General features: G+C 74.2%; 23 protein-coding genes. 8 read left to right on the top strand and 15 right to left on the bottom strand.

Features of this window, described 5'->3' with window-relative positions:
* Positions 1-77 precede the first annotated feature (77 nt).
* Together FHS87_RS05525 and FHS87_RS05520 are read right to left on the bottom strand one after the other, a co-directional pair.
* Positions 78-1,145, bottom strand: coding sequence for a M20/M25/M40 family metallo-hydrolase (locus tag FHS87_RS05525; RefSeq protein WP_184514752.1), 1,068 nt, complete (start codon positions 1,143-1,145; stop codon positions 78-80).
* A gap of 142 nt (positions 1,146-1,287) precedes the next feature.
* Positions 1,288-1,578 carry a 4a-hydroxytetrahydrobiopterin dehydratase gene (locus FHS87_RS05520; RefSeq protein WP_184514750.1) on the bottom strand — a complete coding sequence of 97 codons (291 nt, stop codon included), beginning with the start codon at positions 1,576-1,578 and terminating at the stop codon, positions 1,288-1,290.
* Between the two features lie 56 nt (positions 1,579-1,634).
* On the opposite strand from FHS87_RS05520, the gene FHS87_RS05515 reads away from it, so the two are divergent.
* From FHS87_RS05515 to FHS87_RS05505, 3 genes are read left to right on the top strand one after another with little or no spacing between them, the layout of a single operon-like run.
* A complete protein-coding gene (locus FHS87_RS05515; protein WP_184514748.1) occupies positions 1,635-2,039 on the top strand; it encodes a metallopeptidase family protein in 405 nt (134 codons plus the stop codon).
* Positions 2,040-2,097: 58 nt separating this feature from the next.
* Positions 2,098-2,868: a histidine phosphatase family protein gene (locus tag FHS87_RS05510; protein ID WP_184514746.1), complete on the top strand. Its 771-nt coding sequence runs from the start codon at positions 2,098-2,100 to the stop codon at positions 2,866-2,868.
* A 22-nt stretch (positions 2,869-2,890) separates the two neighbouring features.
* Positions 2,891-3,784, top strand: a complete 894-nt coding sequence (locus FHS87_RS05505; protein WP_184514744.1) for an NAD(P)H-hydrate dehydratase — start codon at positions 2,891-2,893, stop codon at positions 3,782-3,784.
* A 19-nt stretch (positions 3,785-3,803) separates the two neighbouring features.
* On the opposite strand, the gene FHS87_RS05500 is transcribed toward FHS87_RS05505, so the two are convergent.
* The 4 genes from FHS87_RS05500 to FHS87_RS05485 all read right to left on the bottom strand — a co-directional run bounded on the left by FHS87_RS05500 (position 3,804) and on the right by FHS87_RS05485 (position 6,294).
* Positions 3,804-4,376: a uracil-DNA glycosylase family protein gene (locus FHS87_RS05500; RefSeq protein WP_184515149.1), complete on the bottom strand. Its 573-nt coding sequence runs from the start codon at positions 4,374-4,376 to the stop codon at positions 3,804-3,806.
* Positions 4,377-4,459: 83 nt separating this feature from the next.
* Positions 4,460-5,173 carry a Sir2 family NAD+-dependent deacetylase gene (gene cobB / locus FHS87_RS05495; RefSeq protein WP_184514742.1) on the bottom strand — a complete coding sequence of 238 codons (714 nt, stop codon included), beginning with the start codon at positions 5,171-5,173 and terminating at the stop codon, positions 4,460-4,462.
* A 30-nt stretch (positions 5,174-5,203) separates the two neighbouring features.
* Positions 5,204-5,740: an RNA 2',3'-cyclic phosphodiesterase gene (gene thpR / locus FHS87_RS05490; protein WP_184514740.1), complete on the bottom strand. Its 537-nt coding sequence runs from the start codon at positions 5,738-5,740 to the stop codon at positions 5,204-5,206.
* A gap of 5 nt (positions 5,741-5,745) precedes the next feature.
* The gene (locus tag FHS87_RS05485; protein WP_246418002.1) at positions 5,746-6,294 is read right to left on the bottom strand and encodes an arylesterase; all 549 of its coding nucleotides are present in this window, start codon (positions 6,292-6,294) and stop codon (positions 5,746-5,748) included.
* A gap of 142 nt (positions 6,295-6,436) precedes the next feature.
* Between FHS87_RS05485 and FHS87_RS05480 the strand changes: the two genes are divergently transcribed.
* From FHS87_RS05480 to FHS87_RS05470, 3 genes are all read left to right on the top strand, one after another.
* The gene (locus tag FHS87_RS05480) at positions 6,437-7,189 is read left to right on the top strand and encodes an ABC transporter ATP-binding protein (protein WP_376766422.1); all 753 of its coding nucleotides are present in this window, start codon (positions 6,437-6,439) and stop codon (positions 7,187-7,189) included.
* Entirely contained in the window at positions 7,186-9,714 is a 2,529-nt protein-coding gene (locus tag FHS87_RS05475; protein ID WP_184514735.1) for an ABC transporter permease, read from the top strand. The genes FHS87_RS05480 and FHS87_RS05475 overlap by 4 nt, the downstream gene beginning before the upstream one ends.
* A gap of 110 nt (positions 9,715-9,824) precedes the next feature.
* Complete coding sequence (locus tag FHS87_RS05470) at positions 9,825-10,622, top strand: Bax inhibitor-1/YccA family protein (protein WP_184514733.1); 798 nt, start codon at positions 9,825-9,827, stop codon at positions 10,620-10,622.
* Between the two features lie 142 nt (positions 10,623-10,764).
* On the opposite strand, the gene FHS87_RS05465 is transcribed toward FHS87_RS05470, so the two are convergent.
* The 4 genes from FHS87_RS05465 to FHS87_RS05450 form a co-directional block, all read right to left on the bottom strand.
* Positions 10,765-11,610: a CarD family transcriptional regulator gene (locus tag FHS87_RS05465; RefSeq protein WP_246417997.1), complete on the bottom strand. Its 846-nt coding sequence runs from the start codon at positions 11,608-11,610 to the stop codon at positions 10,765-10,767.
* Between the two features lie 268 nt (positions 11,611-11,878).
* Complete coding sequence (gene fdxA / locus FHS87_RS05460) at positions 11,879-12,211, bottom strand: ferredoxin FdxA (RefSeq protein WP_184515143.1); 333 nt, start codon at positions 12,209-12,211, stop codon at positions 11,879-11,881.
* A gap of 135 nt (positions 12,212-12,346) precedes the next feature.
* Positions 12,347-12,640: an RNA-binding S4 domain-containing protein gene (locus tag FHS87_RS05455; protein ID WP_184514731.1), complete on the bottom strand. Its 294-nt coding sequence runs from the start codon at positions 12,638-12,640 to the stop codon at positions 12,347-12,349.
* A 9-nt stretch (positions 12,641-12,649) separates the two neighbouring features.
* Entirely contained in the window at positions 12,650-15,673 is a 3,024-nt protein-coding gene (locus FHS87_RS05450; protein WP_246417996.1) for a helicase-related protein, read from the bottom strand.
* 70 nt (positions 15,674-15,743) lie between these two features.
* Between FHS87_RS05450 and FHS87_RS05445 the strand changes: the two genes are divergently transcribed.
* Together FHS87_RS05445 and FHS87_RS05440 are read left to right on the top strand one after the other, a co-directional pair.
* Positions 15,744-17,021, top strand: a complete 1,278-nt coding sequence (locus FHS87_RS05445) for an MFS transporter (RefSeq protein WP_184514729.1) — start codon at positions 15,744-15,746, stop codon at positions 17,019-17,021.
* A gap of 114 nt (positions 17,022-17,135) precedes the next feature.
* Entirely contained in the window at positions 17,136-19,448 is a 2,313-nt protein-coding gene (locus FHS87_RS05440) for an MHYT domain-containing protein (RefSeq protein ID WP_184514727.1), read from the top strand.
* Between the two features lie 15 nt (positions 19,449-19,463).
* Here the strand turns inward: FHS87_RS05440 and FHS87_RS05435 are convergent, their stop codons facing one another.
* Genes FHS87_RS05435 through FHS87_RS05415 form a run of 5 tightly spaced genes read right to left on the bottom strand, consistent with a single transcriptional unit; the run spans position 19,464 to position 26,022 of the window.
* The gene (locus tag FHS87_RS05435) at positions 19,464-20,279 is read right to left on the bottom strand and encodes a hypothetical protein (RefSeq protein ID WP_184514725.1); all 816 of its coding nucleotides are present in this window, start codon (positions 20,277-20,279) and stop codon (positions 19,464-19,466) included.
* Positions 20,260-22,551 carry a type II secretion system secretin GspD gene (gspD, locus tag FHS87_RS05430; protein ID WP_184514723.1) on the bottom strand — a complete coding sequence of 764 codons (2,292 nt, stop codon included), beginning with the start codon at positions 22,549-22,551 and terminating at the stop codon, positions 20,260-20,262. The genes FHS87_RS05435 and gspD overlap by 20 nt, the downstream gene beginning before the upstream one ends.
* Positions 22,548-23,780, bottom strand: coding sequence for a type II secretion system F family protein (locus FHS87_RS05425; protein WP_184514721.1), 1,233 nt, complete (start codon positions 23,778-23,780; stop codon positions 22,548-22,550). The genes gspD and FHS87_RS05425 overlap by 4 nt, the downstream gene beginning before the upstream one ends.
* 2 nt (positions 23,781-23,782) lie before the next feature.
* Positions 23,783-25,489, bottom strand: coding sequence for a GspE/PulE family protein (locus tag FHS87_RS05420; protein ID WP_184514719.1), 1,707 nt, complete (start codon positions 25,487-25,489; stop codon positions 23,783-23,785).
* Positions 25,474-26,022 carry a prepilin peptidase gene (locus FHS87_RS05415; protein ID WP_184514717.1) on the bottom strand — a complete coding sequence of 183 codons (549 nt, stop codon included), beginning with the start codon at positions 26,020-26,022 and terminating at the stop codon, positions 25,474-25,476. Before FHS87_RS05415 ends, FHS87_RS05420 begins: the two co-directional genes overlap by 16 nt.
* Positions 26,023-26,359 lie beyond the last annotated feature (337 nt).

The following is a 26,359-nucleotide window of genomic DNA, read 5'->3' as shown; positions in this document are numbered from 1 at the left end:
TCCGGCGCCGATTCCCGGCTGTCCGCGGGGGAGGTTGCGCGCCCGCCCCCGCGCACGCAACGGGGGAGCGCGTTGCCCTACCAGGGCGTGAAGTCCATCCCCTCCGTCACGCGGCGGCAGGTGGCGGCCATCAGCCGGGCGCAGTTCTCCAGGTCCGACAGGCTCAGCACCTCGCAGGGCGTGTGCATGTAGCGCAGCGGGATGCCGAGCAGCCCCGTGGCGGTGGCGGCGCCGGTGATCTGCATGGCGCTCGCATCCGTCGGCGTGCCGCTGGGAGCCACGCGGATCTGGAGGGGGATGCCGTCCTCCGCCGCCGCCCGGCGGACGAGGTCGAAGAGGACGGGGTTGGCGTTCGCGCCGCGCAGGAGGCTCGGCCCGGCACCGAGGTCGAGCGCGCCGAACTCGGCCGCGCTCACGCCGGGATAGTCGATGGCGTGCTCCATATCCACGGCCAGCCCCAGCAGTGGCTTGATCTCGGCCGTCGAGGTCTGCGCGCCGCGGGAGCCGATCTCCTCCTGCACCGTGCCGAGGGCGTAGACACCGACGCCGGGAGCGAGGCCGCCCTCCTCCCGCAGCAGGCGCAGCGCCTCGGAGACGATGAAGAGACCCGCGCGGTTGTCCAGCCCGCGCCCGACCACGCGGTCCCCCATCAGCTGCTGGAAGGAGAACTGGAAGGTCGCCACGTCGCCGAGGGAGACGACGCTCTCCGCCTCCTTGCGGGAGGAGGCGCCGATGTCGATCCACAGCTCGCTGATGCCCGGCTTCTTCTTCGCCTCCTCCGGGCCGAGGAGGTGGATCGCCTTGCGCCCGATGGCGCCGGCCACGCGCTCCCGCCCGTGGACCCAGACCACCTGCCCGACCGGCACGATGCTGTCATGCCCGCCGATGGGCATGAAGTGGAGCAGCCCTTCCTCGCTGATGTGGTGGATGATGAAGCCGATCTCGTCCATGTGCCCGGCGAGCATGATCCGCACCCGCGCGTCCGGGTTGATGATGGCGATGACGTTGCCGTGGACGTCCGTGGTCACCTTGTCGGCATGATCCCCGGCGCGCCTGCGGTACAGCTCCGCCACCGGGCGCTCGAAGCCGCTGGGCGAAGGCGCGTCCAGCAGGGATTTCAGGAAGTCGAGCGAGGCTTGCTGCATGAGCGGGCATCTTTCCCTGGCGTTCCGGCACGGGTCATGCCGGGGCCACCGCGCCCGCGCCTTCAACAGGGTGAATCCGGCGGGGCCGGCGGTGCCGGGCCTTAACGGGGCAGCGCGCCGCGGGACTGCACGGCCGGGCGCATCAGGCGAGCAGGGCGTCGATCGCCGCGGCCATGCGGAGGTCGCGCTCGCTCAGCCCGCCGGCATCATGGGTGGTGAGGGTGATCTCCACGCGGTTCCATACATTGGACCATTCGGGGTGATGGTCCCCCGCCTCGGCCAGCAGGGCCACGCGGGTCATGAAGGCGAAGGCCTCGGAGAAGTCGCGGAAGCGGAACTCGCGGCGGATGGCGTCGCGCCCGGGAACGGGGGACCAGGCCGGGAGGAGCGAGGGGAGGACGTCCCGCCGGCCGGGGGAGAGGGGGTCTGCCATGCTTTTCTCCTGACGCTCTTGACCTCCGGCGCCCGCATACCCCCTTTCGCGGGATGATGAGCACCGAGAAGCGCTGGGGCGCGCCGCCCACCGCCGAGGACCTGGCCGAGCTGGCCGAGACCGCCTTCGCGGCCATTCCCGCCCCGCTGCGCGAGGCCGTGCGCGGCGCCGCCATCCTGGTGGAGGAGATGCCGGATGACGAGACCCTGGCCGAGCTGGGGCTGGAGCATCCCTGGGAACTCACGGGCCTCTACCGCGGCGTGCCGCTGACCGAGCGCTCCGTCACCGCCCCGCCCGCCGAGCCGGACATGATCTTCCTCTACCGCGAGCCGATCCTGGTGGAGTGGGTGGAGAGCGGGGAGGACCTGTTCCGCCTCGTCCGCAACGTGCTGATCCACGAGATCGCCCATCACTTCGGCTATTCCGAGGAGGGGATCGCCCGGCTGGAGGGCGAGGGGTAGCGCGGGGCTTTCAACCCGCGCGGGGACGCGGCGTTGGGCTGGGGAAGAGGAGTGCCCCATGGCCCATTCGCAGCGCTGGCCCGACACGCTCTGGATCGTCCGCCACGGCGAGAGCGCCGGGAACGTGGCGCGCGACGAGGCGCACCGGAACAACGCCGCCCGCATCGCGCTGGAGGGGCGGGACGTGGACGTGCCGCTGAGCGCGCTCGGGCGGGAGCAGTCCCGCTCCCTCGGCCTGTGGTTCGCCTCCCTGCCGCAGGAGGCGCGGCCGGAAGTGGTGCTCTGCTCCCCCTACAGGCGCGCGCAGCAGACGGCGGCGCTGGTGCATGAGAGCGGCGGGCTGCCGGTGGCGCCCGAGGACTTCGTGATCGACGAGCGCCTGCGGGAGAAGGAGTTCGGCGTGCTGGACGGGCTGACCACCCTCGGCATCCGCGACGTGCAGCCCGACCAGGCCGAGTTCCGCCGCATCCTCGGCAAGTTCTACCACCGCCCGCCCGGGGGCGAATCCTGGTGCGACGTGATCCTGCGCCTGCGCTCCGCGCTGGACACGATCAGCCTCCACCACGAGGGGCGCCGCGTGCTGATCGTGGCACATCAGGTCGTCGTGCTCTGCCTGCGCTACCTCCTGGAGAACATGACGGAGGAGGCGATCCTGGCGATCGACCGGGAGGGCGACGTGCCGAATTGCGGGATCACGGAGTACCGCTTCGACCCGAAGATCGGCGCCTCCGGGGCGCTGCGCCTGCACCGCTACAACTTCGTCGCCCCGCTGGAGCGCGAGGGCACGCCGGTCACGGCCGAGCCGGATGCGAAGGCGGTCGCGCCGTGAGGCGCGCGAGGGGAACCAGAGCATGAGCACGATCGATCCCGCCTGGCTGCGCGCCCACCCACTGCCCGTCCCGGCGGCGGATCACGACAAATCGCAGCGCGGCACGGTGCAGGTGGTCGGCGGCTGCGCCGAGCTGCCGGGGGCGGTGATGCTGGCCGGGGAGGCGGCGCTGCGGGCCGGGGCGGGGAAGCTCCGCATGGCCACCGTCCGCTCCGCGGCGGTCGGGCTCGGCGTGGCCGTCCCGGAGGCGCTGGTCATGGCGCTGGAGGAGACGGCGGAGGGCCACATCGCCCCCGGCGCCGCCGACGCCATCCTGCCGCGGCTCGGCGCCTGCGCCGCGCTGCTGATCGGGCCGGGCCTGCCTTCGGACGGGGCGGAGGAGCTGGTGGCCGCCCTGCTCGGCGGGGTGGAGCCGGGAACCGGCGTGGTGCTGGATGCCGGCGCGCTGGACGACCTGGCCGCCCATCCCGAGGCGATCCGCCGCCATGCCGGCCACAGCGTCGTCACCCCCCATGCCGGGGAGATGGCCGGGCTGCTCGGCATATCGAAGGAGGAGGTCACGGCCGATCCCCTGGCCGCGGCGCGCCGGGCGGCGGAGGCGCTGGGCACCGTGGTCGCGATGAAGGGGGCCGAGACCTGGGTCGTCGGGCCGGGCGGCGAGGCGCTGTCCTGCACCCACGGCCATGTCGGCCTCGCCACCTCCGGCTCCGGGGACACGCTGGCCGGCATCATCGCGGGGCTGCTGGCACGCGGGGCGACGGCGGTGCAGGCGACCGCCTGGGGTGTGTGGCTGCACGCCGAGGCCGGGCATCGGCTGGCCCGGCGCGTGGGCCCGCTCGGCTTCCTCGCGCGGGAATTGCTGGCGGAGGTGCCGTCGATCATGGCTGATCTCTCGGCCGGCGCGGGCCGGGGCTGAGGCCACGGGCGCGGGAGGGTCAGTCCTCCAGCGCCCGCGCCACCTCGCGCCGCAGCGCGGGAATGACCTCCGCGTCGAACCAGGGGTGCTTCTTCGCCCAGACGAGGGTGCGCCAGGAGGGGTGGGGCAGGGGGAAATGCCCGGGCAGGCTCTCGGCGAAGCGCGCCACCCGCTCCCCCAGGGGCAGGCGGGAGCCGAGGACGAAGCGGATGGCGTGCGCCCCCACCAGCAGCCGCAGCCGGAGCCCGGAGAAGAGCGGCAGCACCCGCGGATGCCAGAGCGGCGCGCATTCCGGCCGGGGCGGGCAGTCGCCGCCGCCCGGCAGGCGGCCGGGATAGCACATCCCCATGGGCAGGATGGCGACCTGCGTCGGGTCGTAGAAGCGGTCCTTGTCCAGGCCGAGCCAGTCCCGCAGCCGCTCGCCCGAGGCGTCCTCGAAGGGAATGCCGGAGAGATGCGCCTTCGTCCCCGGCGCCTGGCTGGTGATGAGGATGCGCGTGTCCCGGTGCAGCTGGTGGATCGGGCGGGGGCCGAGGGGGAGGTGCGGCGCGCAGAGCGTGCAGGCGCTGGCCGCCGCCGCGGCCCTCTCCATGGTGGCGCCGGGCGGCAGGCCGGGGTCGCGCGCGGGGCTGTCCGGGGGCGCGGCCGGCGGCGCGGGGGGAAGGCGGGGGCGGATCAGCCCCACCTGGCCAGGGTCTCCCGCACGAAGGCGGGGACGAGTTGGGTCGCCGGGCCGTGCCGGGCCTCGTCGAAGAGGTGGCTGCCCTCGCTCGGCTCCAGGTTCAACTCCAGCGTGTCCGCGCGGTGCCGCACCTCCCGCACGAAGCCCGCGGCGGGATAGACGGCGCCGGAGGTGCCGATGGAGACGAAGAGGTCGCATTCTGCCAGCGCCGCCTCGATCCGCTCCATCCCGATCGGCATCTCCCCGAACCAGACGACATGCGGGCGCAGCGTGCCGGTGCCGCCGCATTCCGGGCAGGCCGATTCCGGGGTGAGGTCGCCGGGCGCGGGGCTGATGGCGGCGCAGCGCAGGCAGCGGGCCTTGGCCAGCTCCCCGTGCATGTGGAGCAGGCGGCGGGACCCCGCGCGGTCGTGCAGGTCGTCCACATTCTGAGTGACGAGGAGGAAGCGGCCCTCCGGCCAGCTGGCATCCAGCTCCGCCAGGGCGTCATGCGCCGCGTTCGGCCGGATGGCGGGGTCGCGCAACTGCGCCCGGCGGGCGTTGTAGAAGCCCTGCACGAGGGCGGGGTTCCGGGCGAAGGCCTCGGGGGTCGCCACCTCCTCGATCCGGTGGCGGGCCCAGATGCCGTCGGGGTCGCGGAAGGTGTGAAGGCCGGATTCGCGGGAGATCCCGGCGCCGGTCAGGATGACGATCTTCGGAGGTGCCATGTCCCGCCCGAGATCGGCACGGTGCCCGCTTCAGGCAAGCTCGTACTCCACCTCCGGCACGTAGACCGGGTTCTCCTTCCCCAGGCGGGAGGAGAAGAGGGTGAAGTGCTCCATCATGACAGGCGGGGCACGGAAGAGGTTGTGGGACTGGACGAAGTTGACGAGCTTCTCCGCCGGCGCCTTGTCCGTGCGGGCGAGGGTCACGTGCGGCGCGAAGCGGCGGCGCTCGGCATCCAGCCCCACGCGCTGCAGCGCCGTCTCGATCTTCTGCTGGAGATGGGTCAGCCCCTCTGTCTTCTCCACCCCGACCCACAGGGACCCGATCTTCCCGCCCTTCTCGAAGGTGCCGACGCCGCGCAGGCACAGCTCGAAGGGGCGGCAGCGGATGGCCGAGAGAGCCTCGTCCACCTCGTCCGCGCGCCAGTTCTCCACCTCGCCGATGAAGCGGAGGGTGAGGTGGTAGTTCTCGGGGGGCACCCAGCGGGCCCCCTGGATGCCGCCCGCGAGCATGGAGAGCTGCGTGCGGAGGCTTTCCGGCAGGGCGAGCGCGACGAAGAGGCGAACCATGGTTCCTAGGCGGGCCTCACCTTGCTGAGCAGTGTCTCGACGGCGGGCATCATGCGACGCACCATTTCGTCAACGCCCTGGGGATTGGGATGGATGCGGTCCGGCTGGTTCAGCGCGGCCTCGCCCGCCACGCCCTCCAGCAGGAAGGGGTAGAAGACGACCTCCGGGTTGTCCCGGGCGATGTCCCCGAACACCTTGGCGAATTCCCGCCCGTAATCGGCGCCGAGATTGGGCGGGGCCAGCATGCCCGCGAGAAGGGTGGGGATGCCGCGCGCCTTGAGTGCGGCCAGGATGGCCCGGAGATTCGCCTCGCTGTTGCGCGGCTCGACCCCGCGCAGCCCGTCATTGCCGCCGAGCGCCACGATCACCGCGTCCGGCCGCTCGGCGAGGGACCATTCCAGCCGGGCGCGGCCGCCCGCCGTGGTGTCGCCGGAGACGCCGGCATCGATCACCGTCACGGCCCGGCCCCCGGCCCGCAGCGCCTCTTCCAGCCGCGCCGGCAGGCCCTGCTCGCGGGAGAGGCCGTAGGCCGCGGTGATGCTGTCCCCCAGCATCAGCAGCCGCACCGGCGCCTGGGCGGAGGCCCGGAAGGCTGGGGCCGTTCCGGCCAGACCCCCGGCGAGACACAGAACGAAACCGGCCGCGCCCCTACCCAGGAGGTTCCGGCGCCCCAATCTCGCCCCCATGCCGGACTCCTTGCCCCAGACCCCGCCCGCCGCGACCCCAACCCCCGGAGGGGCCGCCGCGGAGGCGCTTCCCGGCTCGCCCCTGATCGAGGCGCGCTCTCTGGCCTTCAGGGTGGTGGGGGCAGGGGGTGAGGTCAACATCCTCCGGGGCGTGGACCTCTCCGTGGCCCCGGGCGAGGCGGTGGGCATCGTCGGCCCCTCCGGCTCGGGCAAGACCTCCCTGCTGATGCTGCTGGCCGGGCTGGAGCGCCCGACCGGCGGCACCCTCCGCGTGGCCGGGCACGACATGGCCGGGCTGGACGAGGACGCGCTGGCGCGGTTCCGGCGCGAATCCCTCGGCATCGTGTTCCAGGCCTTCCACCTCGTCCCGACCATGACAGCGCTGGAGAACGTGGCCATCCCGCTCGAATTCGCCGGGCGGAACGACGCGTTCGACCGCGCCGAGGTGGCGCTGCGCTCCGTCGGCCTCGGCCACCGCCTCTCTCACTATCCCGGGCAGCTCTCGGGCGGGGAGCAGCAGCGCGTGGCGCTCGCCCGCGCCTTCGTGGCCGAGCCCGCCCTGCTGCTGGCCGACGAGCCCACCGGCAATCTCGACCGCGCGACGGGGGAGATGGTGATGGACCTCCTCTTCAGCATGCGGGACCGCTTCGCCACCACCCTCGTGCTCATCACCCACGACCCCTCCCTCGCGGCCCGCTGCGAGCGGCAGGTGCGGGTGGAGGACGGGCAGATCGTCTCCGACACGCGCGGCGACCGGGCATGAGCGACGGCATCAGCGACTGGCGCCTCGGCTGGCGCCTTGCCCGGCGGGAGCTGCGGGGCGGGGTGCGGGGCCTGCGGATCGTCCTCGCCTGCCTCGCGCTCGGCGTCGCCTCCATCGCGGCGGTCGGCACGCTGCGCGCCGCCGTGGAGGCGGGGCTGGCGGCGGATGGGGCGCGGCTTCTCGGCGGCGACGTCGCCGTGGCCAATTCCCGGCCCTTCCCGCCGGAGGCCAGGGCCTGGATGGAGGCGCGCGGCGCGCGGGTCTCCGAGGTCGTGACCATGCGGGCCATGGCCGTCGCCCCCTCGGGCGACCGGACGCTGGTGGAGCTGAAGGCGGTCGATTCCGCCTATCCCCTGCTCGGGGAACTCGCGATCGACCCGCCGGGACCGATGGGACAAGGGGCTGGCGGCAACCCGCCCGTGGTCCTCGACCCCCTGGTGGTGGAGCGCCTCGGCCTCTCCCCCGGCGCGGAGGTGCGGATCGGGGAGGCGCGCTTCGCCCTGCGCGGCGGGCTGGTCTCCGAGCCGGACAAGGTGGCGGGGCCGGCCGTGCTCGGCCCGCGCGCCATCATTCCCCTCCCGGCGCTGGACGCCGCCGGGCTGATCCAGCCGGGCAGCCTCGTCACCTATGAAATCCGCGCCGCCCTGCCGGCGGGCGCCGACGCGCCGGGCTTCGTCGCGGCGCTCCGCACCCAGCCCTTCGCCGACAATGGCTGGCGCCTGCGCGACGCCTCCCAGGGGCAGCCGGGGGTGAACCGCTTCCTCGACCAGGCCGCCTCCTTCCTCGTCCTCGCCGGGCTGACCGCGCTGCTCGTCGGCGGCATCGGGGTGGCGACGGGGGTGCGCTCCTGGCTGGAGCAGCGGGCGCGCACCATCGCGACCCTCCGCTGCCTCGGCGCCCCGGCCGGGGCGATCTTCGCGACCTATCTCCTCCAGGTCCTCGGCCTCGCCCTGCTCGGTATCGCGATCGGGCTGGTGGCGGGCTACGCGCTGACCTGGGCCGGGGCTACGGCGCTGGCGGACGCGCTGCCCGTGCCGCCGCGCCTCGGCCTCTACCCCCTCCCGCTCCTCCTCGCCGCGACCTACGGGCTGCTGACGGCGCTCGCCTTCGCCCTCTGGCCTCTCGGCCGGGCGCGGGACATCCCGGGGGCCGCGCTGTTCCGGGAAGGCGTGCAGCCCACCGCCGGGGCTCGGCCGCGGATCGGGCTGCTGCTGGCCAATGCGGCGGCCGTCGCGCTGCTCATTGGCCTCGTCGTCGCCACGGCGGAGCGGCCGCTCTTCGCCCTTTCCTTCTGCGCGGCGGCGCTCGGCACGCTCGCCCTGTTCCGGCTGGCGGCGGCGGCGCTCCAGGCCGTGGCGCGCCGCATCCCCGTGCGGCGGCGGCCCTCGGTCCGGCTGGGGCTGGCCAACCTGCACCGCCCGGGGGCGCCGACGGCGCTGATGCTCGTCTCGCTGGGCATCGGGCTGAGCACGCTGGCCGCCATCGCGCTGATCCAGGGCAACCTGCGCCAGCAGATCACCGAGAGCCTGCCAGACGCCGCCCCCTCCTTCTACTTCATCGACATCCAGTCCGATCAGGCTGGGGAGTTCGACCGCGTGGCCGGGGCGGTGCCGGGGGTGACAGAGGTGCGGCGCGTGCCCTCCCTCCGCGCTCGGATCTCGGCGGTGAACGGGGTGCCGGCCGATCAGGTCCAGGCCACGGAGGAGACGCGCTGGGCGCTGCGCGGCGACCGCGGCCTGACCTATTCCGCCACCCCGCCCGAGGGCACCCGGATCGTGCGGGGCCAGTGGTGGGCGCCGGACTACCGGGGCGAGCCGCTGGTCTCGCTCGACGAGAGGCTGGCTCGGGGCTGGAATGCCGGGCCGGGCTCGACCATCACCGTCAACGTCCTCGGGCGCGACATCCCGCTGCGGGTGACCTCCACGCGGGACATCGAGTGGCGCGGCCTCGGGCTGAACTTCACCATGATCGCCTCCCCCGGCCTGCTGGAGGCGGCGCCGCACACCCACATCGCCACCGTGCGCGGCGATCCCGCGCGGGACGCCACCCTGCTCCGCACCGTGACCGACGCCTTCCCCAACGTCACCGGCATCCGCGTGCGCGACGCGCTGGACGCGCTGGCGGCGCTGCTGCGGCGGCTGGGCACGGCGCTCTCCTCCACCGCGGCGGTCACGCTTCTCTCCGGCCTGCTCGTGCTCGCCGGGGCGGTCGCGGCGGGGCAGAGGCGGCGGATCCGGGACGCGGTGGTGCTGAAGACCCTCGGCGCCACCCGCTCCCAGATCAGGCGGGCCTGGCTGGTGGAGTTCGGCCTGCTCGGGCTCGTGGCGGGGCTGGTGGCCGCGGCGGTGGGCACGGCGGCCTCCTGGGGCGTGACCCGATTTGTCATGCGCGCCGACTGGACCTTCCTGCCCGGCACCCTGGCCGGCACCATCGCCCTCTGCGTGGTGCTGACGCTCGCCATGGGCTATGCGGGCACTGCGCTCGCGCTGCGGGCCAAGGCGGCGCCGCTGCTGCGGAACGAGTGAGGCGCGGCAGACCTCCGGGCAGGTTGCCGCTTGATTTGGATTACAGGAAGTCCATATATCTCCTCGACAGGAGGCGGCGGGTGCCGCCTCCAGGAGGAGTTCTGAAACCCATGGCCTTCGGTCCCGACAACCGGTTCCAGGGCGGCCCGTCCGCCTGGACGCAGCCGACGGGCCGCGCCGCCACCGATGCCGCGACGCTCGATGCCGGCCTGCGCGCCTACATGCTGCGCGTTTACAACTGGATGGCCTCCGGCCTCGCGCTCACGGCCATCACCGCCTACGTCATCGCGAACACCGGCCTGGCCGAGATGTTCTTCCAGGTGGTGCGCACGCCGCGTGGCCTGGCGACCCAGCCGACCATTCTCGGCTTCGCCGCCATCTTCGCCCCGCTGGCCTTCGTGATGGTGCTGTCCTTCGGCATCAACAAGCTGTCCAAGGGCGCGACCCAGGCGCTGTTCTGGGCCTTCTGCGTGGCGATGGGCGCCAGCATGGCGAACATCTTCGCCGTCTATGTCGGCACCTCGATCGCCAGCACCTTCTTCGTCACCGCCGGCATGTTCGCGGCCGTCAGCATCTACGGCTACACCACGAATGCCGACCTGACTCGGATGGGCGGGTTTCTGATGATGGGCCTGTTCGGCATCCTGATTGCCGGCCTGGTCAACATCTTCCTGCAGAGCTCGGCGCTGCACTTCGCGATCAGCGTGATCGGCGTTGTGGTCTTCACCGGCCTCACCGCCTTCGACACGCAGCGGATCAAGAACGACTACATCGAGTACGCCTATGCGGAGGGTTCCGACGAGGCGGCCAAGCGTTCGGTCTTCGACGCGCTGGGCCTCTACCTCAACTTCGTGAACCTCTTCCAGCTGCTGCTGCAGTTCATGGGCGTCCGTCAGCAGTCCGAATAAGGACCGGCGACACGCGGTAGCGACGGCCCCGGGGAGCGATCCCCGGGGTCTTTTTTTGTGCCCGTGCCGCGCCTGGGAGGGCGGCATGAAAAAGCCCGGCTCCCCTCGCGGGGGCCGGGCTCTGGCGCCGGTGGGGCGCGGGTTACTTCTCTTTCTCGACCGTCTTGAGGGTGTCGAGCAGCTTCTGCGTCGCGGCCGCCTTATCCGTGCGGTCCAGCGCCGCGACCTCGGCGGCGAGCCGGTCCATCGCCAGCTCGTAGATCTGCCGCTCGGAGAAGGACTGGTCGGGCTGGCCGGCGTTGCGGTGCAGGTCGCGCACCACCTCGGCGATGGCGATGGGGTCGCCGGAGTTGATCTTCTGCTCGTATTCCTGCGCGCGGCGGGACCACATCGTGCGCTTGATGCGCGCGCGGCCGCGCAGCGTGTCCATCGCCTCGCCCATTACCTTGTCGGAGGCGAGCTTGCGGAGCCCCGAGGAGGCCGCCTTGGCCATCGGGACCTTCAGCGTCATCCGGTTCTCCTCGAAGGTGACGACGATCACCTTAAGGCTCTGCCCGGCGACCGGAACCTCCTCGATCCCCTGCACCTGGCCGACGCCGTGGGTGGGGTAGACGACGAAGTCCCCTGTCCTGAAGTCCTTCCCGGCATTGCCGAGGGGCTTGGGCGGCGGGGCCGGGCGGATCGGGGCCTGGATGACGGGATCGGGTGCGGCTTCTGCGGGCATGCTGGGGGCGGGCGCCTGCTCCTCGGCCATGCCGCCGGGGCGCGCGGCGCGCGGCTCCTCGGATTCAGGCCGGCCGGCGGGCGCCGACTTGGCGGGGGTGGAGGCGCGGGCGGCGGCGGCCTTCGGCGCCGCGGGCTTCGCCGCATCGGCGGCCGGCCTGGCGGCCTCGGTCTTGCGCGGCGCGGCCATGGGCTTGGCCACGGCCGCCTTCGCGGTCGCGTCCGTCTTGCTGCTGCCCTTGCTCTCGGCGGGTGCCTTCATCATGCTCTCCGCGATCCTTGTGGCGCCACCGCCGGCCCGGGGTCGGACGGGCTCGGCGCAGCGGACCCCGCCAGAGCGGGAGTCCCTGCCATCAGGCGCACCGATCCTTGCCCCGCACCCTCATGGGCGGCGGGAGGGGTGATGCCGTCGTTGCGCGATCCTACCACAAAGGGCCGACTCCGTCACCTCGGCCCGCCCGCGGCCATCCCACGCAGCGTTTCCACCGGGGGCAACGCGGCGCGCGCCCTCCGGTTTGACGGAACGGGGAGGATCAGCCGCCGTTAGGGGCGGGGTCGAACAGCTCCTTCTTGCCGGGCTTGCCGTCCCAGTCCTTCGCGTCGGCCGGCGGCTCGCCCTTGCGGGACATGTTCGGCCACTGGGTGGAGTAGGTGCGGTTCAGCTCGGCCCATTCCGTCGCGCGGTCGTCGCTGTCGGGGAGGATAGCCTCGGCCGGGCATTCGGGCTCGCAGACGCCGCAGTCGATGCACTCGTCCGGATGGATGACCAGCATGTTGGCCCCGGCGTAGAAGCAGTCCACCGGACACACCTCGACGCAGTCCATGTACTTGCAGCGAATGCAGTTCTCGGTGACGACGTAGGTCACGTTCACGCCCCTTTACGGCCCGCGGGGCGATAGCGGCCCCGAGCCCCGGCAGATGGACCGATGCGGCCCGGCATGCAAGCCGGGCTTTCTGCAAGCTGGGCCGCGCCAGCGGGATGGCTGGCGCCCGGTGCCGGCTCAACCCGCGCCGAGATCCTCGTAGAGGCCGCGCGCCTCGGCCGGCGGGCCGCGCCGGGCGGCGAGGGACTGGACGCGCCAGACCTTCACCACGCCCCGCTCCGGCCCGCCGAGGGCGAGGGTGAGCACGTCCCCCGGGCGCAGCCGGGCATGGGGCTTGTCCACGGGCTGCCGGTTCAGCCGCACGGCGCCGCTCTCCACCAGCGCCGCGCAGGCCGAGCGGGTCTTGGACAGCCGCGCGCACCAGAGCCACTTGTCCAGCCGCTGCCAGTCGCGATCCTCGGCTTCCGCCATCGCGAGCTGTCAGGACTTCCCGAGCTTCAGCTTCGCCAGCACGGCGAAGGGGCTGTCGGGGTCCGGCCCCTTGCCGCGGGAGGGCTCGAAGACCGGGCGGGGCTGGGCAGGGCCCTCGTCCCGCCGGTCGCGGCGGGGGCCGTTGCCGTAGCCGCCCCGTGGTCCATCGGCGCGCTGGCCGTTGCGGGGACCGCGATCGTCCCGGTTGCCCTGGCGCTCGCCTCCGCCGCCCTGGCGATTGCCCTGGCGCTCGCCGCCCCGATCACCGCCGCCGCGGTTCTGCCGCTCGTCGCGGCGGGGGCCGCGTGGGCCGCGGGCCTCGCGCTGCGTCTCCGGCGCCGCCTCTGCCGGGATGGCGGCACCCTCGGCGGGCGCGGCCTCGGCGCCCTCCGGCGCTGGCGCGGCCTCGGCGGGAGCCCCCTCAGCGGGCTGCGCTCCCGGGGCGGGCTGCGCTCCCGGCGCGCCGTCGCGGCGGGGGCGGCGGTCGCCCCGGCCGCCCTCGCGGCGCTCGCCGCGCCCCTCGCGACGCTCCCCCTGGTTCGCTTCGCGGCGGTCGCCGCCGCGGGCGCGGTGATGGTCCTCGCGCCGGGCGGCGACGAGCTGGGGCGCGGGCGGGCCGAACATCTCCTCCGCCAGCGGCTCGGGCGAGACGAGGCGGAAGCCGAGGGCGTTCAGCACGGAGGGCAGCGTGTCGGCCTTGGCGCCGAGCCGGCTGGCCACGTCCACCGGCAGGGCGGCCGGCGCCCGGCGGGTGAGGTGGCCCAGCTCGCCCGCGATTCGCTCGGCGACGTCGAGCCGCACCAGGGCCGGGCCTGCCTGGACCCATCCCATGGTGGCGCCGAAGCCGCGCGGCCAGTCCCGCGGGGGGGTGATGGAGACGAGCCCGCCGCCGGGGAGGTCCGGCACCGCCGAATTCGCCTTCAGCGCCCAGAGCTGGGCGCGCAGCGCCATCGGGCGGGGCTTGAGCATCTCCGGGATGTAGAGGGCGAAGCGGCCGGCGCGGACGCCGATGGCCTTCAGCTTCGCACGCAGCTCCGGCGTCACCTCCCGCTCCGTGCCGCCGGGCAGGAGGCCGAGGAACTCGCGGAGGCGGAAGAGGTGGCCGCGCAGCTCCGCATCCTCGGCGGCCTTCGCCTCCGCCTCGATCAGGGGCGCGAAGTCGCGGGCGACGAGGGCGTCGAACCAGGTGGCGAGCTTGGCCCGGATGCGCTCGCGGTCGGCGCCGTCGATGAACTCGGAATCGATGGGCTCGATCACCGGCTTCTCCGGCGTGTTGCCGGGCTTGAGCTTGGCGACCTCGGCGGGCTCGGCCTCGCCATCCGCCTTCCAGGTGATGCGCTGGAACTTGGTGAGGGCGAAGGCGTCGTCGGGCGCGGCCTCCAGGGCGGCGACGCGGCGGGGCATCTCCTCGCGAAGCGCGCGGCGGGCGGCGCGCAGCATCACGCGGCGCTCCTCCTCGTCCTCGGCATCGGCGGCCGTCTCGAAGACGAAGCCCTTCACATGGCCGACGGGGTGTCCCTCCACCACGACCTCCCCGTTCCGCGCCACGGCCGAGAGGAGGTTCTCCTCCCCCTCGTCGAGCTTGCGGATGAGGTGGGCCGCGCGGCGGTCCACGAAGCGGGCGGTCAGGCGTTCGTGCAGCGCGTCGGAGACGTGGTCTTCGGCGGCGCGGGCGGCCTCCTGCATGGCGGTTGCGTCCTTCAGCCAGTCGGAGCGGGCGGCGACATAGGTCCAGGTGCGGATGCCGGCAAGCCGGGCCATCAGCGTGTCGAGATCGCCTTCGGTGTTGTCGAGGTAGCGGATCTGGGAGGCGACCCAGTCCGTCGGCAGGGTGCCATCTTCCACGAGATGCCGGAAGACGCGCGCGCAGAAACGGGTGTGGCTCTCATCGGCCAGCTTGCGGAAATCGGGGATCTGGCAGGCTTCCCAGAGCAGGCGCACCCGGGCGCGGCCCTGGGCGAACTTCCGGATCTCCTGATCGCGCGAGAGGTGCTCGAGGGTGATGTGGTCGGTCGCGTCGTTGCCGCGGGCCAGCCCCTGGAAGGGCGGGGGGCGGGAGAGGCTGTCGAGCAGCCCGTCCAGGCTCGAGAGGTCGAGGTCGCTGTTGCGCCAGGCCAGCGTCGTCAGCGGCTCGAAGTGGTGGCCCTCGATCTTCTGCACGAAGTCGTCGGCGAGCGGCGGGCACTCGGCGGTCACGCCGAAGGTGCCGTCCCGCATGCCGCGCCCGGCGCGACCGGCGATCTGGGCGGCCTCCTGGGGGGTGAGGAGGCGCGGGCGGTGGCCGTCGAACTTCTGCAGCCCGGCGAAGGCGACATGGTCCACGTCCATGTTCAGCCCCATGCCGATGGCGTCCGTCGCCACGAGGAAATCCACCTCGCGGTTCTGGTACATCTCCACCTGGGCGTTGCGGGTGCGGGGCGAGAGGCGGCCCATCACCACGGCGCAGCCGCCCCGCCGGCGGCGGATGGCCTCGGCGATGGCATAGACCTCGCCGGCGGAGAAGGCGACGACGGCGCTGCGCGGGGGCAGGCGCGTCAGGCGCGCGGGGCCGGCATAGGTGAGCTGGGAGAGGCGCGGGCGGCTCTCGACCTCGGCCTGGGGGACCAGGCGCTGGAGCAGGGGCCGGATCGTCTCGGCGCCGAGGAACATGGTCTCCACCATGCCGCGGGCGTTCAGCAGCCGGTCGGTGAAGACGTGGCCGCGATCGGCGTCGGCGCAGAGCTGGATCTCGTCCACCGCCACGAACTCGACCCGCCGGTCGAGCGGCATGGCCTCCACCGTGCAGGCGAACCACTTGGCCCCGGGCGGGAGGATCTTCTCCTCCCCCGTGATGAGGGCGACGTTGCGCTCGCCCTTCACGGCCACCATGCGGTCGTAGTTCTCGCGGGCCAGGAGGCGCAGCGGGAAGCCGATGATGCCACTGGAATGGGCCAGCAGGCGGGTGATGGCCAGATGGGTCTTGCCGGTGTTGGTGGGGCCGAGAACGGCCTTCACGCGGGAGGCGAACATCTGGCGGTCAGAGATGGGGCTCATCTGGTGGAACGTGTGGCGCCCCCGGCCGGGCTTGGCAAGCGCGGAGGCGGAGCGGAGTTTGGGGCCGCCCATGACCGTCCCGCCGAACGACCCTTCCCTCGCCCCGCCGGAAGCCCTCGCGGCGGCTCCGGGGGCGGGCCCCATCCCCGCCGCGCCGGCCCCTGATCCCGCCGCCTCCGCATCCCCCGCGCCCATCTCCATGGGCCCCTTCGCCTCTCTCCTGGCCGCGAGCTTCCTCGGCGTCGGCGTGACCATGCCCTTCCTGCCGCCCTTCCTGGCAGGGAAGGGGCTGGGGCCGGAGGGGGTGGCGCAGATCCTCTTCGCCGGCTCGCTCATCCGCTTCATCGTCAGCCCGGCCCTGGGCAGGCTGGCGGACCGGCTGGGGGACGGGCGGCGGGTGCTGATCCCCTGCGCGGCGCTGGCCGCCCTCGCCGCGCCGCTCTTCCTGCCGGCGGAAGGCTTCCTCGCCATCCTCGCGGTGCAGCTCCTCTTCGCCGCCGCCATGGCGCCCCTCGGCCCGCTAGGGGAGGCGATGACGCTGGCGGCCACGCGCCGGGCGGGGGCGGATTACGGGCGGGTCCGGTCGGCGGGATCGGTTGCCTTCATCCTCGGTGCGGTCGGGGCGGGCGGGATGGCGGCCTGGGCGGGATACGCGGCGGTGCCCTGGCTGCTCGCCCTCTCCTATCTCGCGGCGGTGGCGGCCGCCTGGTCCCTGCCCCGGCGGGGGGCGGGGGAGGGCGGGGCCGCGGCGGGGCGGGGCGGGCCGCGCGGGATCTTCGCCCTGCACCTCCTGCGGCGGCCGGGCTTCGGGCGGCTGGTGGCGATCACCGCGCTGACCCAGGGCTCGCACGCGGCCTATTACGGCTTCTCCTCCATCCACTGGGCGCAGGCGGGGCATTCGGCAGAGACGATCGGGCTGCTCTGGTCCCTCGGCGTGCTCTCGGAAGTGGCGCTCTTCTTCTGGGCCCGGCCCCTGCTCGGGCGGCTCTCGCCGAGGGGGCTGATGCTCCTGGCGGCGGGGGCGGGGGTGCTGCGCTGGGGGGCGCTGGGGCTGACGACCGACGCCCTCCTGCTCCTGCCGCTCCAGGTCATGCACGCGCTGACCTTCGGGGCGCAGTACATGGGGGCCATGCGCTGGCTCTCGGCCAACCCGCCCCCCGGGGAGGCGCTGGCGGCGCAGAGCCTGCACGCGGCCCTCGGCAACACGGGGGCGCAGGCCGTCTCCATGCTGGTGGCGGGCTGGCTCTACGCCCGCTTCGGCGGCGGCGCCTTCATGGCCATGGCGGCGCTCTGCGCCCTGGCCGTGCCCGTGGCCCTGGGCTGGCGGGCGGGGCGCCACGGAGGCTGAGCGGGGAGGCTGAGCGGGGTGGCTAAGCGGGGCCGAGGGGATGGCGGTGCCCCGCCGGGGCAGGCATTGTGATGGACAAAAAATTAGGTCGGAAAGAAGGAGACAAGGCCGGGCATGACCATCGCCGGGACGCATGACGCGACGCTGATCGTCCTCTCGATCCTGATCGCGATGGCCGCGTCCTACACCGCCCTGGACCTGGCGAGCCGCCTTCGCGCCTCCACCGGGTGGGCGCGCCTTGCCTGGCTGGCCACGGCCGCCCTGGCCATGGGGGGCGGGATCTGGGCCATGCACTTCGTGGCCATGCTCGCCTTCAGCATGCCGGGGATGGAGGTGGGCTATGATCCCTGGCTCACCCTTCTCTCCCTCGCCCTGGCCATCGGCGCGACGGGCCTGAGCTTCCTCGTCATCGGCCGGCCCGCCCCCGGCCCGGTCCTGCTGATCGGGGGCGGGCTGGTCATGGGGCTGGGCATCGCCGCCATGCACTACACCGGCATGGCGGCGATGAAGATGCCGGCCGACCTGCGCTACGGCCCCTTCTGGGTGGCGGTTTCCGTGCTGATCGCGATCGGCGCCTCGATCGTCGCGCTCTGGCTCACCAGCCGGACGAGCCGGACCGTCCTGCGCCTGCTCGCCGCCGTGGTGATGGGCTTCGCCATCGCCGGGATGCACTATGCCGGGATGCAGGGCGCGGTCTTCACCCTGCAGCCCGGGATGGACGGGGCGCATGGCTGGACGAGCCTGAACCAGCTCACCATCGCCCTCGCCGTCTCGGCCGCCACCTTCCTCATTCTTTTCCTCGCCCTCGTCGCCGCGATGTTCGACCGGCGCTTCGCGAGCCTCTCCGAGCGCGAGGCCCTGGCCATCAGGCGGAGCGGGGAGCGGTTCCGCGCCCTCTACCAGCAGACGCCGCTCCCCCTGCACGCGCTGGACTCCGCCGGGCGGATCGAGGACGTGACCGAGGCCTGGATGGAGCTCACCGGCTATCGCCGGGAGGAGGTGGTGGGGCGCCCCCTGGTGAACTTCCTCACCGAGGAATCCGCCCGGCGGAAGCTGCGCGAGGACTGGCCCGCCCTGCTGCGGCAGGGCGAGGTGCGGGGGCTGGAGTACCGGGTGGTGACGCGGACGGGCGAGTTCCGGGACGTGATGGCCTCCGCGCGCCTCCTGCAAGACCCCGATGGCGGCATCCGCGTGCTCGGTGGCCTGACCGACGTGACGGAGCGCAAGCGGGCCGAGGAGGCCCTGCGCCAGTCCCAGAAGATCGAGGCGATCGGCCAGCTCACCGGCGGGGTGGCGCACGACTTCAACAATCTCCTGGCCGTGGTGATGGGCAACCTGGAGCTGTTGCGGAAGCGCCTCCCGCCCGGCGACGCCAAGGCCGCCTCCCTCGTCGAGAACGCGCTGCAGGGCGCCCGGCGCGGCGCGGGGCTGACGCAGCGCCTCCTCGCCTTCGCCCGCAAGCAGGACCTCCGGCCCAGCGCCGTGGAGGTGGCCGAGCTCGTCCGCGGCATGGCGGAGCTGCTGCAGCGCTCGCTCGGCCCGATGGTGCGGGTGGAGACCCGCTTCGCGCCGGGCCTCCCGCGCGCGATGGTGGACGCGAACCAGCTGGAACTGGCCTTGCTCAACCTGGCGGTGAACGCGCGGGACGCCATGCCCGGGGGCGGCACCCTCCGCATCTCGGCGGAGGAGCGGGCGGTGCTCCCCGGGGCGGAGGAGGGGGAGGGGCTGCGCCCCGGGCGCTACCTTCTCCTCAGCGTCGCCGATACCGGCACCGGCATGGACGCGGCCACCCTCGCCCGAGCGACGGAGCCCTTCTTCACCACCAAGGGCGTGGGCAAGGGCACGGGGCTCGGCCTGCCCATGGTGCAGGGGCTGGCTGCGCAGTCCGGCGGCCGGATGGCGCTGCGGAGCAGCCCGGGGGAGGGAACCACGGTCGAGCTCTGGCTGCCCGCCGCCGCGGCGGGTGCCGGGGAGGAAGCGGCGGAGGCCGGGGCGGCGCCCCTTCCGCCCGGCACCGCCCCGCGGGTGATCCTGGTGGTGGACGACGATCCCCTCGTGCTCGCCAACACCGCGGCGATGCTGGAGGATAGTGGCCACACCGTGCTCCAGGCGGCCTCGGGCGGAGAAGCGCTGGCCTCGCTCGGCGCAGGGCTGCGGGTGGACCTGCTGGTCACGGACCAGGCCATGCCGGGGATGACGGGGACGCAGCTCGCGGAGGCCGTGCGGGCCCGGATGCCCGGCCTGCCCATCCTGCTGGTCACCGGCTATGCCGACCTGCCGGAAGGCGCGGGGGAGGGGGTGAGCCGGCTGAACAAGCCCTTCACCCAGGCCGCCCTCGCCGCCGCCGTGGCCGTGGCAACGGATGGCCCGCCGGCGCTCTCCCTGTCCGAGGCGCAGGGCGCCGATGGGGGCTCCCCAGGCGGCTGAGGTCGCCCGGCAGGGTCAGCGCGCGGCCGGTTGCCACTCCAGCACCCGCCCGGGCATCCCGTCGCCCGGCGCGATCTGCAGCACGGCGGCGAGATGCGCCTCCACCGCGCCGCTGCGCCCCGTAGACTCGATGCGCCAGATCATCCGCCGCCCGGCCTCGCCCTGCGCGGGGGAGGGCGTCCTCAGTCCGCCGGACCGAGAAGGAAGGGGCGGCATCGCGCGGGCCTCCAGGGCCAGGGCGGTGGCGGCCATGGCGGGGGCCGCCTCCGCCGCCGGGCGGGCGCGGCCGGTGTGGACGGTCGCGGCGCCGCGGACCGCCTCGGCCAGGGCAGGGGTGCCGCCGGGCAGGGAGGCCAGCTCGCCCACGGCGCGGAGCCCGGCGCGATGCGCCTCCTCCGCGCGCCGGTCCACCAGGGCGCGGGCCAGGGCCCCGGCCGGGCGCTCCTCCATCCCCGCCGTGCGGAACAGGGCGGCGAGCAGCGGCTCCCCCGCCGCGTTGAGGTCGATCCGCCCGTCCTCGTCGGCGGCGCGGACGAGCGCCTCGCTCCGCCCGATGGGGAAGGCGAACTCGGCCCGCGGCGGGCGGGAGGCGAGGGGCTCGGCCGCGAGGCGGTGGGCGGCCGCCCAGATCCCCCCCTCCGCCGCCGCCCGGGCCGCGGCGAGGTCCGCCTCCACCCGCGCCGCCCCCGCGCCCGCCGCGGCGAGGCGCATCGCCACCGTGCCCGCCACGCCCAGGAGCAGCGCGATCCAGAGCGCGAAGACGAGCGCCGATCCCCGTTTCCTGGCGAGCCGGCCCCTAGCGAACCGGCCCCTAGCGAACCGGCGCGGCATTGATGCGCTGGGGCGGAAGCTCGACGCGCGGCGCCATGTTGGTCATCCGGCTGCGCAGCTCCTCCGTCGCGCGGCGGAGATCCTCGGTGCTCTGCACCACGCGCGGCGTGAGCAGCACCAGCAGCTCCGTCCGCCGGCGCGAGCGGCTTCTCACCCCCGTCAGCTCGCGCAGGACGGGGATGTTGATGAGGAAGGGCAGCCCCGAGCGCGTGCCGCTGTCGGCCTCCCGGATCAGCCCGCCCAGCGCGACCGTCTGGCCGGAGGCGACGGAGACGACGGTGCGGAGCCGGCGCTGCTGGATGGTGGGGCTGTCGATGCCGCTCGTCGTGGTCTGCACGGCGTCCGACACGTCCTGGTCCACGTCGAGCAGCACGCCGCCCGCGGAGTTCACCCGCGGCGTCACGTCGAGCGACACGCCGGTGTCGCGGAGCGAGACGGAGTTGACGATGCGGGTGTCGAGCAGTCCGCCGCCCGAGGCCTGCTGCGTGACCACGGGCACGGAATCGCCCACGCGCAACCGCGCCGTCTGGTTGGACAGCACCATCACCTGGGGCGAGGAGATCACGCGCACGTCGGTGAGGCTGGCCAGCGCGGTCAGCACCACGCTCGCATCCGCGCCGCCGGAATAGAGAAGGTTGAAGCCCGGGAAGGCCCCGGCGATCGCGCCCGTCTCCGTGGGGGAGAGGCGGAACTCGAAGCGGCCCGTGCGGAAGAACCAGGACAGGCCGTATTCCAGGTCCTGGTTCAGCGTCACCTCGGCGATGACGGCATCGACCGCCACCTGCGTCGGCGGGCGGTCCAGCATCAGCACGGCGCGCTCCACCAGGCGCCAGTCGCTCTGGCTGGCATAGACGATGAGGGCGTTCTGCGCCTCGTCCGCCACGATGCGCACGGGCGCGGCCGGCAGACCGCCGCCGGCCCCACCGATGTCGCCGCCCGCGGCGCCGCCACCGATCGGCGGCAGGCCGGGCACGGGCGGGGCGCCGCCGGGCATTCCCCCGGCGCCGGTGCGCGACACCCCCGGCGGCAGCGGGTTGCCGCCCGAGGCCGCGCCGTTCGCGAGCCCCTGGGAGGCGAGGGTGCCGGCCCCGCTCAGCGGCGCCTCGCCGATCGGCGAGGCGGCCCCGTTCGTCATCTGCACGCCCGCCTGCCCCGGCGCGAGCAGGGAGCCCGCCTCCGTCCCGCGCCCGCCGCCCTGGAGGAGCTGGCGCAGCGTGGTGGCCAGCTCGCCCGCGCGGACATACTGCACGCGATGCACGAAGAGCTGCGGCGAGCCGCCCATGCCCGCGGAATCGAGGTTGCGGACCCAGCGCCGCACGCGCTCGAGCTGCTGCGGCTGGGAGGCGACAACGAGCACGGCGTTCATGCGCGCCACGGGCACCACGCGCAGCGATTCCCGCGCATTGCCCTCGCCCCCGAAGATCGAGCCGATCTCCTGCGCCACCGTGGCGGCGGGCGCGGAATCGAGCGGCAGCAGGGCGACGGACTGGTTCCTGATCCAGCCGACATCGAAGCTCTGCGCCGTCTCCAGCAGGCTGGCGAGCTGCGGCCCCGTGCCGGCGAGGAGGAGGATGTTGCGCGCCTCGTCCGCCACCACCGAGCCGCCGCGCGGCGCCAGCGGCTGGAGCACGCGCTGGAGGTCGGCCGCCCGCGCGTGGGAGAGCGGCACGGCGACGATGCCGAAGCCCGGCTCCCGCGCCGCCCCGGCCTGCCGCATGCTGACGGGCGGCCCCGCCTGGAGCGCGCCCTCCAGCGGCACGACGCGGTAGCCGCCCGCATTCCTCAGCAGCGCCGCCCCATTCGCCTCCAGCGCGGATTCCAGGAGGGAGAGCGCAGCGGATTCCGGCACCGGCCGCTGCGTCTGGAGCGTTACCGTGCCGCTGACCCGGGGATCCACGGTGTAGCTGGCGCGCAGCAGGTCCCCCAGTACGGCCTGCACCACCTGGGGCAGCTCGGCCTCGACGAAGTTGAGGGTGACGGTGCCGCCGCCGGACGGGCTCGCGCCGCGCGGCGCGGCGATTCCCGCCGGCCCGCGCGGGGGCGTCGCCACGTCCACCACCGCCCCGCGACCGCGCCCCGCCGTGGCGGCCGGTTCCGGCGGGGGGGAGAGGGGGGTGGGGCCGACCACGCCGGTCGAGGGAGGTGCCGGGCGCCCGGTGGAGGCCTCGATCCGCCGCATGGCCTCGTCGAAGGCCGCGGGCCCCCGGAGTTCGGGTTCCGCGCAGGCGCCGATCGTCAGCGCGAGGGCGAGGGGGGGGAGTGATTTCTTCACGGGCTGCCCAGTGCGGCGGAGTTCGCGCCGAGGATGGCGTTCAGGGTGGTGAGCACGATGCCGGCGACGAGGCCGCCGAGGAGGAGCGTCACGCCGGGGACGAGAAGGGCAAGGAGGCGCTCGGTCGCGCGCTCGGCCTCCTCCTCGTGGATGACGGCCACCTCCTCCAGCATCTCGCGCAGCCGCCCACCCTCCTCGCCGATGCCGATCAGCGTGGTGGCGAGGCGGGGAAGGACGGCTTCCCGGGCGAGGGCGGCGGCGAAGGTGGAGCCGGCCGAGAGCCCGGCCCGCGCGCGCTCCAGCCCCGCCGCGACGGCGGCGTTGCCGGCCGCGGCGCCCGCGTGCTGCAGCGCCTCGGCCAGCGGCACGCCCGCGCCGAGCAGCGTGCCGAGAAGCCGGGTGAAGCGCGCCGTGGCCGAGCGCCAGAGGAGCGGCCCGACCAGGGGAAGGCGGAGGAGCCGCGCGTCGCGCCAGAGCCGGGCCTCCGGGGCCTGCATGGCCCGCCAGGCGACCAGCCCCGCCGAGAGCAGCCCCGCCGCCCCGATCGCCCCCCATTCCCTGAGCCAGGCCGCGGCGTCGAGCATCAGGCGGGTGGAGGCCGGGAGCTTCCCCCCGGCCGCGGAGAAGAGCGGCTCGAGCGCCGGCAGCACCACGCCCACCAGCACCATCACCACGCCGAGGGCGAGGACGAGCACCACGGCGGGGTAGGTGAGGCCGGCGCGGATGCGCTCCGCCACGCGCTCCAGCCGCAGGGTCTCGGCAGCGAGGCGGTCCAGCACCGCGGGGAGGCGGCCCGTGCCCTCGGCGGTGGTGATGGCGGCGGCGTACCAGCCGGGGAAGGCGCCGGGCCGCGCGGCGACCGCGGCCGAGAGGGGCGTGCCGCCGCGCACGGTCTCGTGCAGCCCGCGCAGCAGCCGCCGCGGGCCCGAGGAGGTCTCGGACCCTGCCAGCGCGTCGAGCGCGACATCGAGCTGCAGCCCCGCCGAGAGCAGGAGGCTCAAGCCCCGCGCCAGCCGCGCCATCTCGCGCGGGCGCAGGCGGATGCCGCCGGCCGCGACGGGGGCGGCGATGAGGGAGGCCTCGCCCGCCGGGCGGATCTCCATGGGAAGATGCCCGCCCTCCTGGATGCGCCGCGCGGCGCCCCGCTGGTCCTCGGCCTCGACGCGGCCGCGCAGCGTGCGCCCGTCGGCGGCGATGGCGACGTAGTCGAACTGGCGGGTCGCGCCCATGCTCAGCTCCCGCCCGCCACGCGCAGCACTTCCTCGACGGTCGTGACGCCGGCGAGCGCCTTGCGGAGCCCGGCCTCGCGCAGCCCGCTCATGCCCTCCCGCTCGGCCGCCTCGCCGATCGTGCCGGCATCGGCGCGGCGCAGGATGAGGTCGCGCAGCCCCGGCCCGAGATTCATCACCTGCAGGATGGTGGTGCGCCCGCGATAGCCGCTGCCGCCGCAGGCCGCGCAGCCGCGGGGATGCCAGAGGCGGATCGGGCCCTCTCCCTCATGGAGCCGGTCGAGGCCGAGGCGCTGGACGAGCGGCGCCGGCGCCTCCCGCGCCTCCCGGCATTCCGGGCAGAGCGTGCGGACGAGGCGCTGGGCCAGCACGCCGCGCAGCACGGAGGCGATGAGGTATTCCGGCACGCCGAGATCCATCAGCCGCGTCACCGCGGAGGGCGCGTCGTTCGTGTGCAGCGTGGCAAGGACGAGATGCCCCGTCAGCGCCGCCTGCACGGCCACCTCCGCCGTCTCGGGATCGCGGATCTCGCCGACCAGCATCACGTCGGGGTCGTGGCGCAGCATGGCGCGCAGCGCGTTGGGGAAGGTGAGGCCGATCTGCGGGCGCACCTGCACCTGGCTCACGCCCTCCAGCCGGTACTCCACGGGGTCCTCGATGGTGCAGACCTTCAGCGTCTCGCGGTCCACGGAATTGAGCGCGGCGTAGAGGGTGGTGGTCTTGCCGCTGCCCGTGGGACCGGTGACGAGCACCATGCGGCTGGTCTGTCCCAGCAGCTCGCGCAGCGCCGCGATCTCGGCGGGGGAGAAGCCGAGCGCCTCGAAGTCGAGGGAGACGGCGCCGCGGTCGAGGATGCGGAGCACCACGCCCTCGCCGTCCAGCGCGGGGATGACGGACACCCGGAGATCCACGTCCCGCCCGCGCACGGCAAGGCGCATGCGCCCGTCCTGCGGCAGGCGGCGCTCGGCGACATCGAGCCGCGCCATGATCTTCAGGCGGGAGACGACGCCGGCGCCGAGGGCGCGCGGTACCGTGCCCGCATCCTTCAGCATGCCGTCCACCCGCAGCCGCGTGCGCAGCCCGGCCTCGCTGGGCTCCAGGTGGATGTCGGAGGCGCCGCCCTCCACGGCCTGGAGGATAAGGGTGTTCACGTGGCGGATGACCGGCGCCTCGCTCGCCTGATCCCGCAGCCGATCCGCATCCTCCGGTGCACCGAGGAGGGATTCGACCGGCACGGCCTCCGCGGGCGCGGCGCTCTCCTCGGCGCGGGCGAGCGCGGCCTCGATCGCGGCGGGCGCGGCGACGGCCACCGCGACGGGGCCGCCCGTGGCCAGCGCCGCCGCCTGGACCGCGAAGCCGTCCAGCGGGTCGGCGAGCGCGAGAAGGAGCTGACCCTGCTCCTGCCGCACGGGATAGGCGCGGGCACGGCGGAGGAAGCGAAGGGGCAGACGGTCCAGCAGCGGGGGCGGGGAGGGCAGGTCGTCCCGGCCGAGGAGGGGCAGGGAGAGCGCCTCGGCCGCCGCGGCGGCGAGGGCATCCTCCCCGATCAGGCCGAGGGTCAGCAGGGCGGGGATCAGGGCCTCGTTGGCCGCGCGGCGTGCCTCCTCCGCCCGGGCCAGCGCCGGGGCGGCAACGAGGCCGCGGTCCAGGAGGTGCTGCGCGAGGCGCCTCTCCGCGCCCGCCGCGCCGTCCTCTACGGGAAGGTCCATGACGGCACGCCTCCCATGGCGATCCAGGTGATCCAGGCGGCGGCGGCGAGCGCCGGCACGAAGGGGAGGGAGGCGTCCGGGGCGAGCCGGCCCTCCCGCAGGGCGGTGAGCAGCAGCGCGAGGGCCGCCGCCCCCGCGACGAGCGGGCCGAGACCACCGGGCCCGACCCAGGCCCCGGCCGCGCCCAGCACCCAGGCATCGCCCCGCCCCAGCCCCTCCCGCCCGCGCAGGCGCCGGAACCCGGCCTCGACGGCGCGGAAGAGAAGGTAGCCGGCGGCCGCCCCGGCGAGCGCGGCATGGAGGGATGCCGGCACCATCAGCGCGGCGCGCAGGAAACCGGCGGCGGCGAGCGGCAGGACGAGCGCCGCGTGCACGACACCGTGGCGGAGGTCGATCCAGGCGAGGGCGAGCAGACCCGTGCCGAACAGGGCGGCGCCCGGCCATTCCGCCGGGGGCAGGAGGGGGGCGAGCGAGGCCAGGGCGATGCCACAGAGCGCCGGTTGGGCCGGGAGGGAGAAGCCGTCAGCCTTCATGCGAACCGGCAGGTGTCCGCGGCGAGGGTGTCCATGAGCCCGGCCAAGTCCAGTTTGCGATTTCCGGGACATATCCCGTGAAGAGAAACAATAACGGAAACGTTATTCACGACAACCGGAGATTCCGTTCCTCACGGGTCCGGCATCTCGTGGGATCCCGGCTGTGTCCCAAATGCCCCGGCCCGGTTGCGTGTCGGTCGCGAGTACGTTCACCTCCGTGAAACGCGCATCGGTCAAGGATTCTCATCTCTTCGTGAGAGCCGGGCGTGGCTGGTGCCCAAAAGGCTCCCAGACCCCCTGCCAGTGCCTCTGGGCCACCTCTCAAGGCCAATGAAAA

The organism is Muricoccus pecuniae, from assembly GCF_014199205.1.
Classification (GTDB): domain Bacteria; phylum Pseudomonadota; class Alphaproteobacteria; order Acetobacterales; family Acetobacteraceae; genus Roseomonas; species Roseomonas pecuniae.
Note: the sequence above shows the minus strand (reverse complement) of the source record. Positions and strands in the feature narration are given on the sequence as shown.

Coding starts and splice junctions, on each gene's coding strand:
- FHS87_RS05525 (WP_184514752.1), bottom strand. CDS start 1,145: ATGCAGCAAGCCTCGCTCGACTTCCTGAAATCCCTGCTGGACGCGCCT.
- FHS87_RS05520 (WP_184514750.1), bottom strand. CDS start 1,578: ATGGCAGACCCCCTCTCCCCCGGCCGGCGGGACGTCCTCCCCTCGCTC.
- FHS87_RS05515 (WP_184514748.1), top strand. CDS start 1,635: ATGAGCACCGAGAAGCGCTGGGGCGCGCCGCCCACCGCCGAGGACCTG.
- FHS87_RS05510 (WP_184514746.1), top strand. CDS start 2,098: ATGGCCCATTCGCAGCGCTGGCCCGACACGCTCTGGATCGTCCGCCAC.
- FHS87_RS05505 (WP_184514744.1), top strand. CDS start 2,891: ATGAGCACGATCGATCCCGCCTGGCTGCGCGCCCACCCACTGCCCGTC.
- FHS87_RS05500 (WP_184515149.1), bottom strand. CDS start 4,376: ATGGAGAGGGCCGCGGCGGCGGCCAGCGCCTGCACGCTCTGCGCGCCG.
- cobB (WP_184514742.1), bottom strand. CDS start 5,173: ATGGCACCTCCGAAGATCGTCATCCTGACCGGCGCCGGGATCTCCCGC.
- thpR (WP_184514740.1), bottom strand. CDS start 5,740: ATGGTTCGCCTCTTCGTCGCGCTCGCCCTGCCGGAAAGCCTCCGCACG.
- FHS87_RS05485 (WP_246418002.1), bottom strand. CDS start 6,294: ATGCTGGGGGACAGCATCACCGCGGCCTACGGCCTCTCCCGCGAGCAG.
- FHS87_RS05475 (WP_184514735.1), top strand. CDS start 7,186: ATGAGCGACGGCATCAGCGACTGGCGCCTCGGCTGGCGCCTTGCCCGG.
- FHS87_RS05470 (WP_184514733.1), top strand. CDS start 9,825: ATGGCCTTCGGTCCCGACAACCGGTTCCAGGGCGGCCCGTCCGCCTGG.
- FHS87_RS05465 (WP_246417997.1), bottom strand. CDS start 11,610: ATGATGAAGGCACCCGCCGAGAGCAAGGGCAGCAGCAAGACGGACGCG.
- FHS87_RS05455 (WP_184514731.1), bottom strand. CDS start 12,640: ATGGCGGAAGCCGAGGATCGCGACTGGCAGCGGCTGGACAAGTGGCTC.
- FHS87_RS05450 (WP_246417996.1), bottom strand. CDS start 15,673: ATGAGCCCCATCTCTGACCGCCAGATGTTCGCCTCCCGCGTGAAGGCC.
- FHS87_RS05445 (WP_184514729.1), top strand. CDS start 15,744: ATGACCGTCCCGCCGAACGACCCTTCCCTCGCCCCGCCGGAAGCCCTC.
- FHS87_RS05440 (WP_184514727.1), top strand. CDS start 17,136: ATGACCATCGCCGGGACGCATGACGCGACGCTGATCGTCCTCTCGATC.
- FHS87_RS05435 (WP_184514725.1), bottom strand. CDS start 20,279: ATGCCGCGCCGGTTCGCTAGGGGCCGGTTCGCTAGGGGCCGGCTCGCC.
- FHS87_RS05425 (WP_184514721.1), bottom strand. CDS start 23,780: ATGGGCGCGACCCGCCAGTTCGACTACGTCGCCATCGCCGCCGACGGG.
- FHS87_RS05420 (WP_184514719.1), bottom strand. CDS start 25,489: ATGGACCTTCCCGTAGAGGACGGCGCGGCGGGCGCGGAGAGGCGCCTC.
- FHS87_RS05415 (WP_184514717.1), bottom strand. CDS start 26,022: ATGAAGGCTGACGGCTTCTCCCTCCCGGCCCAACCGGCGCTCTGTGGC.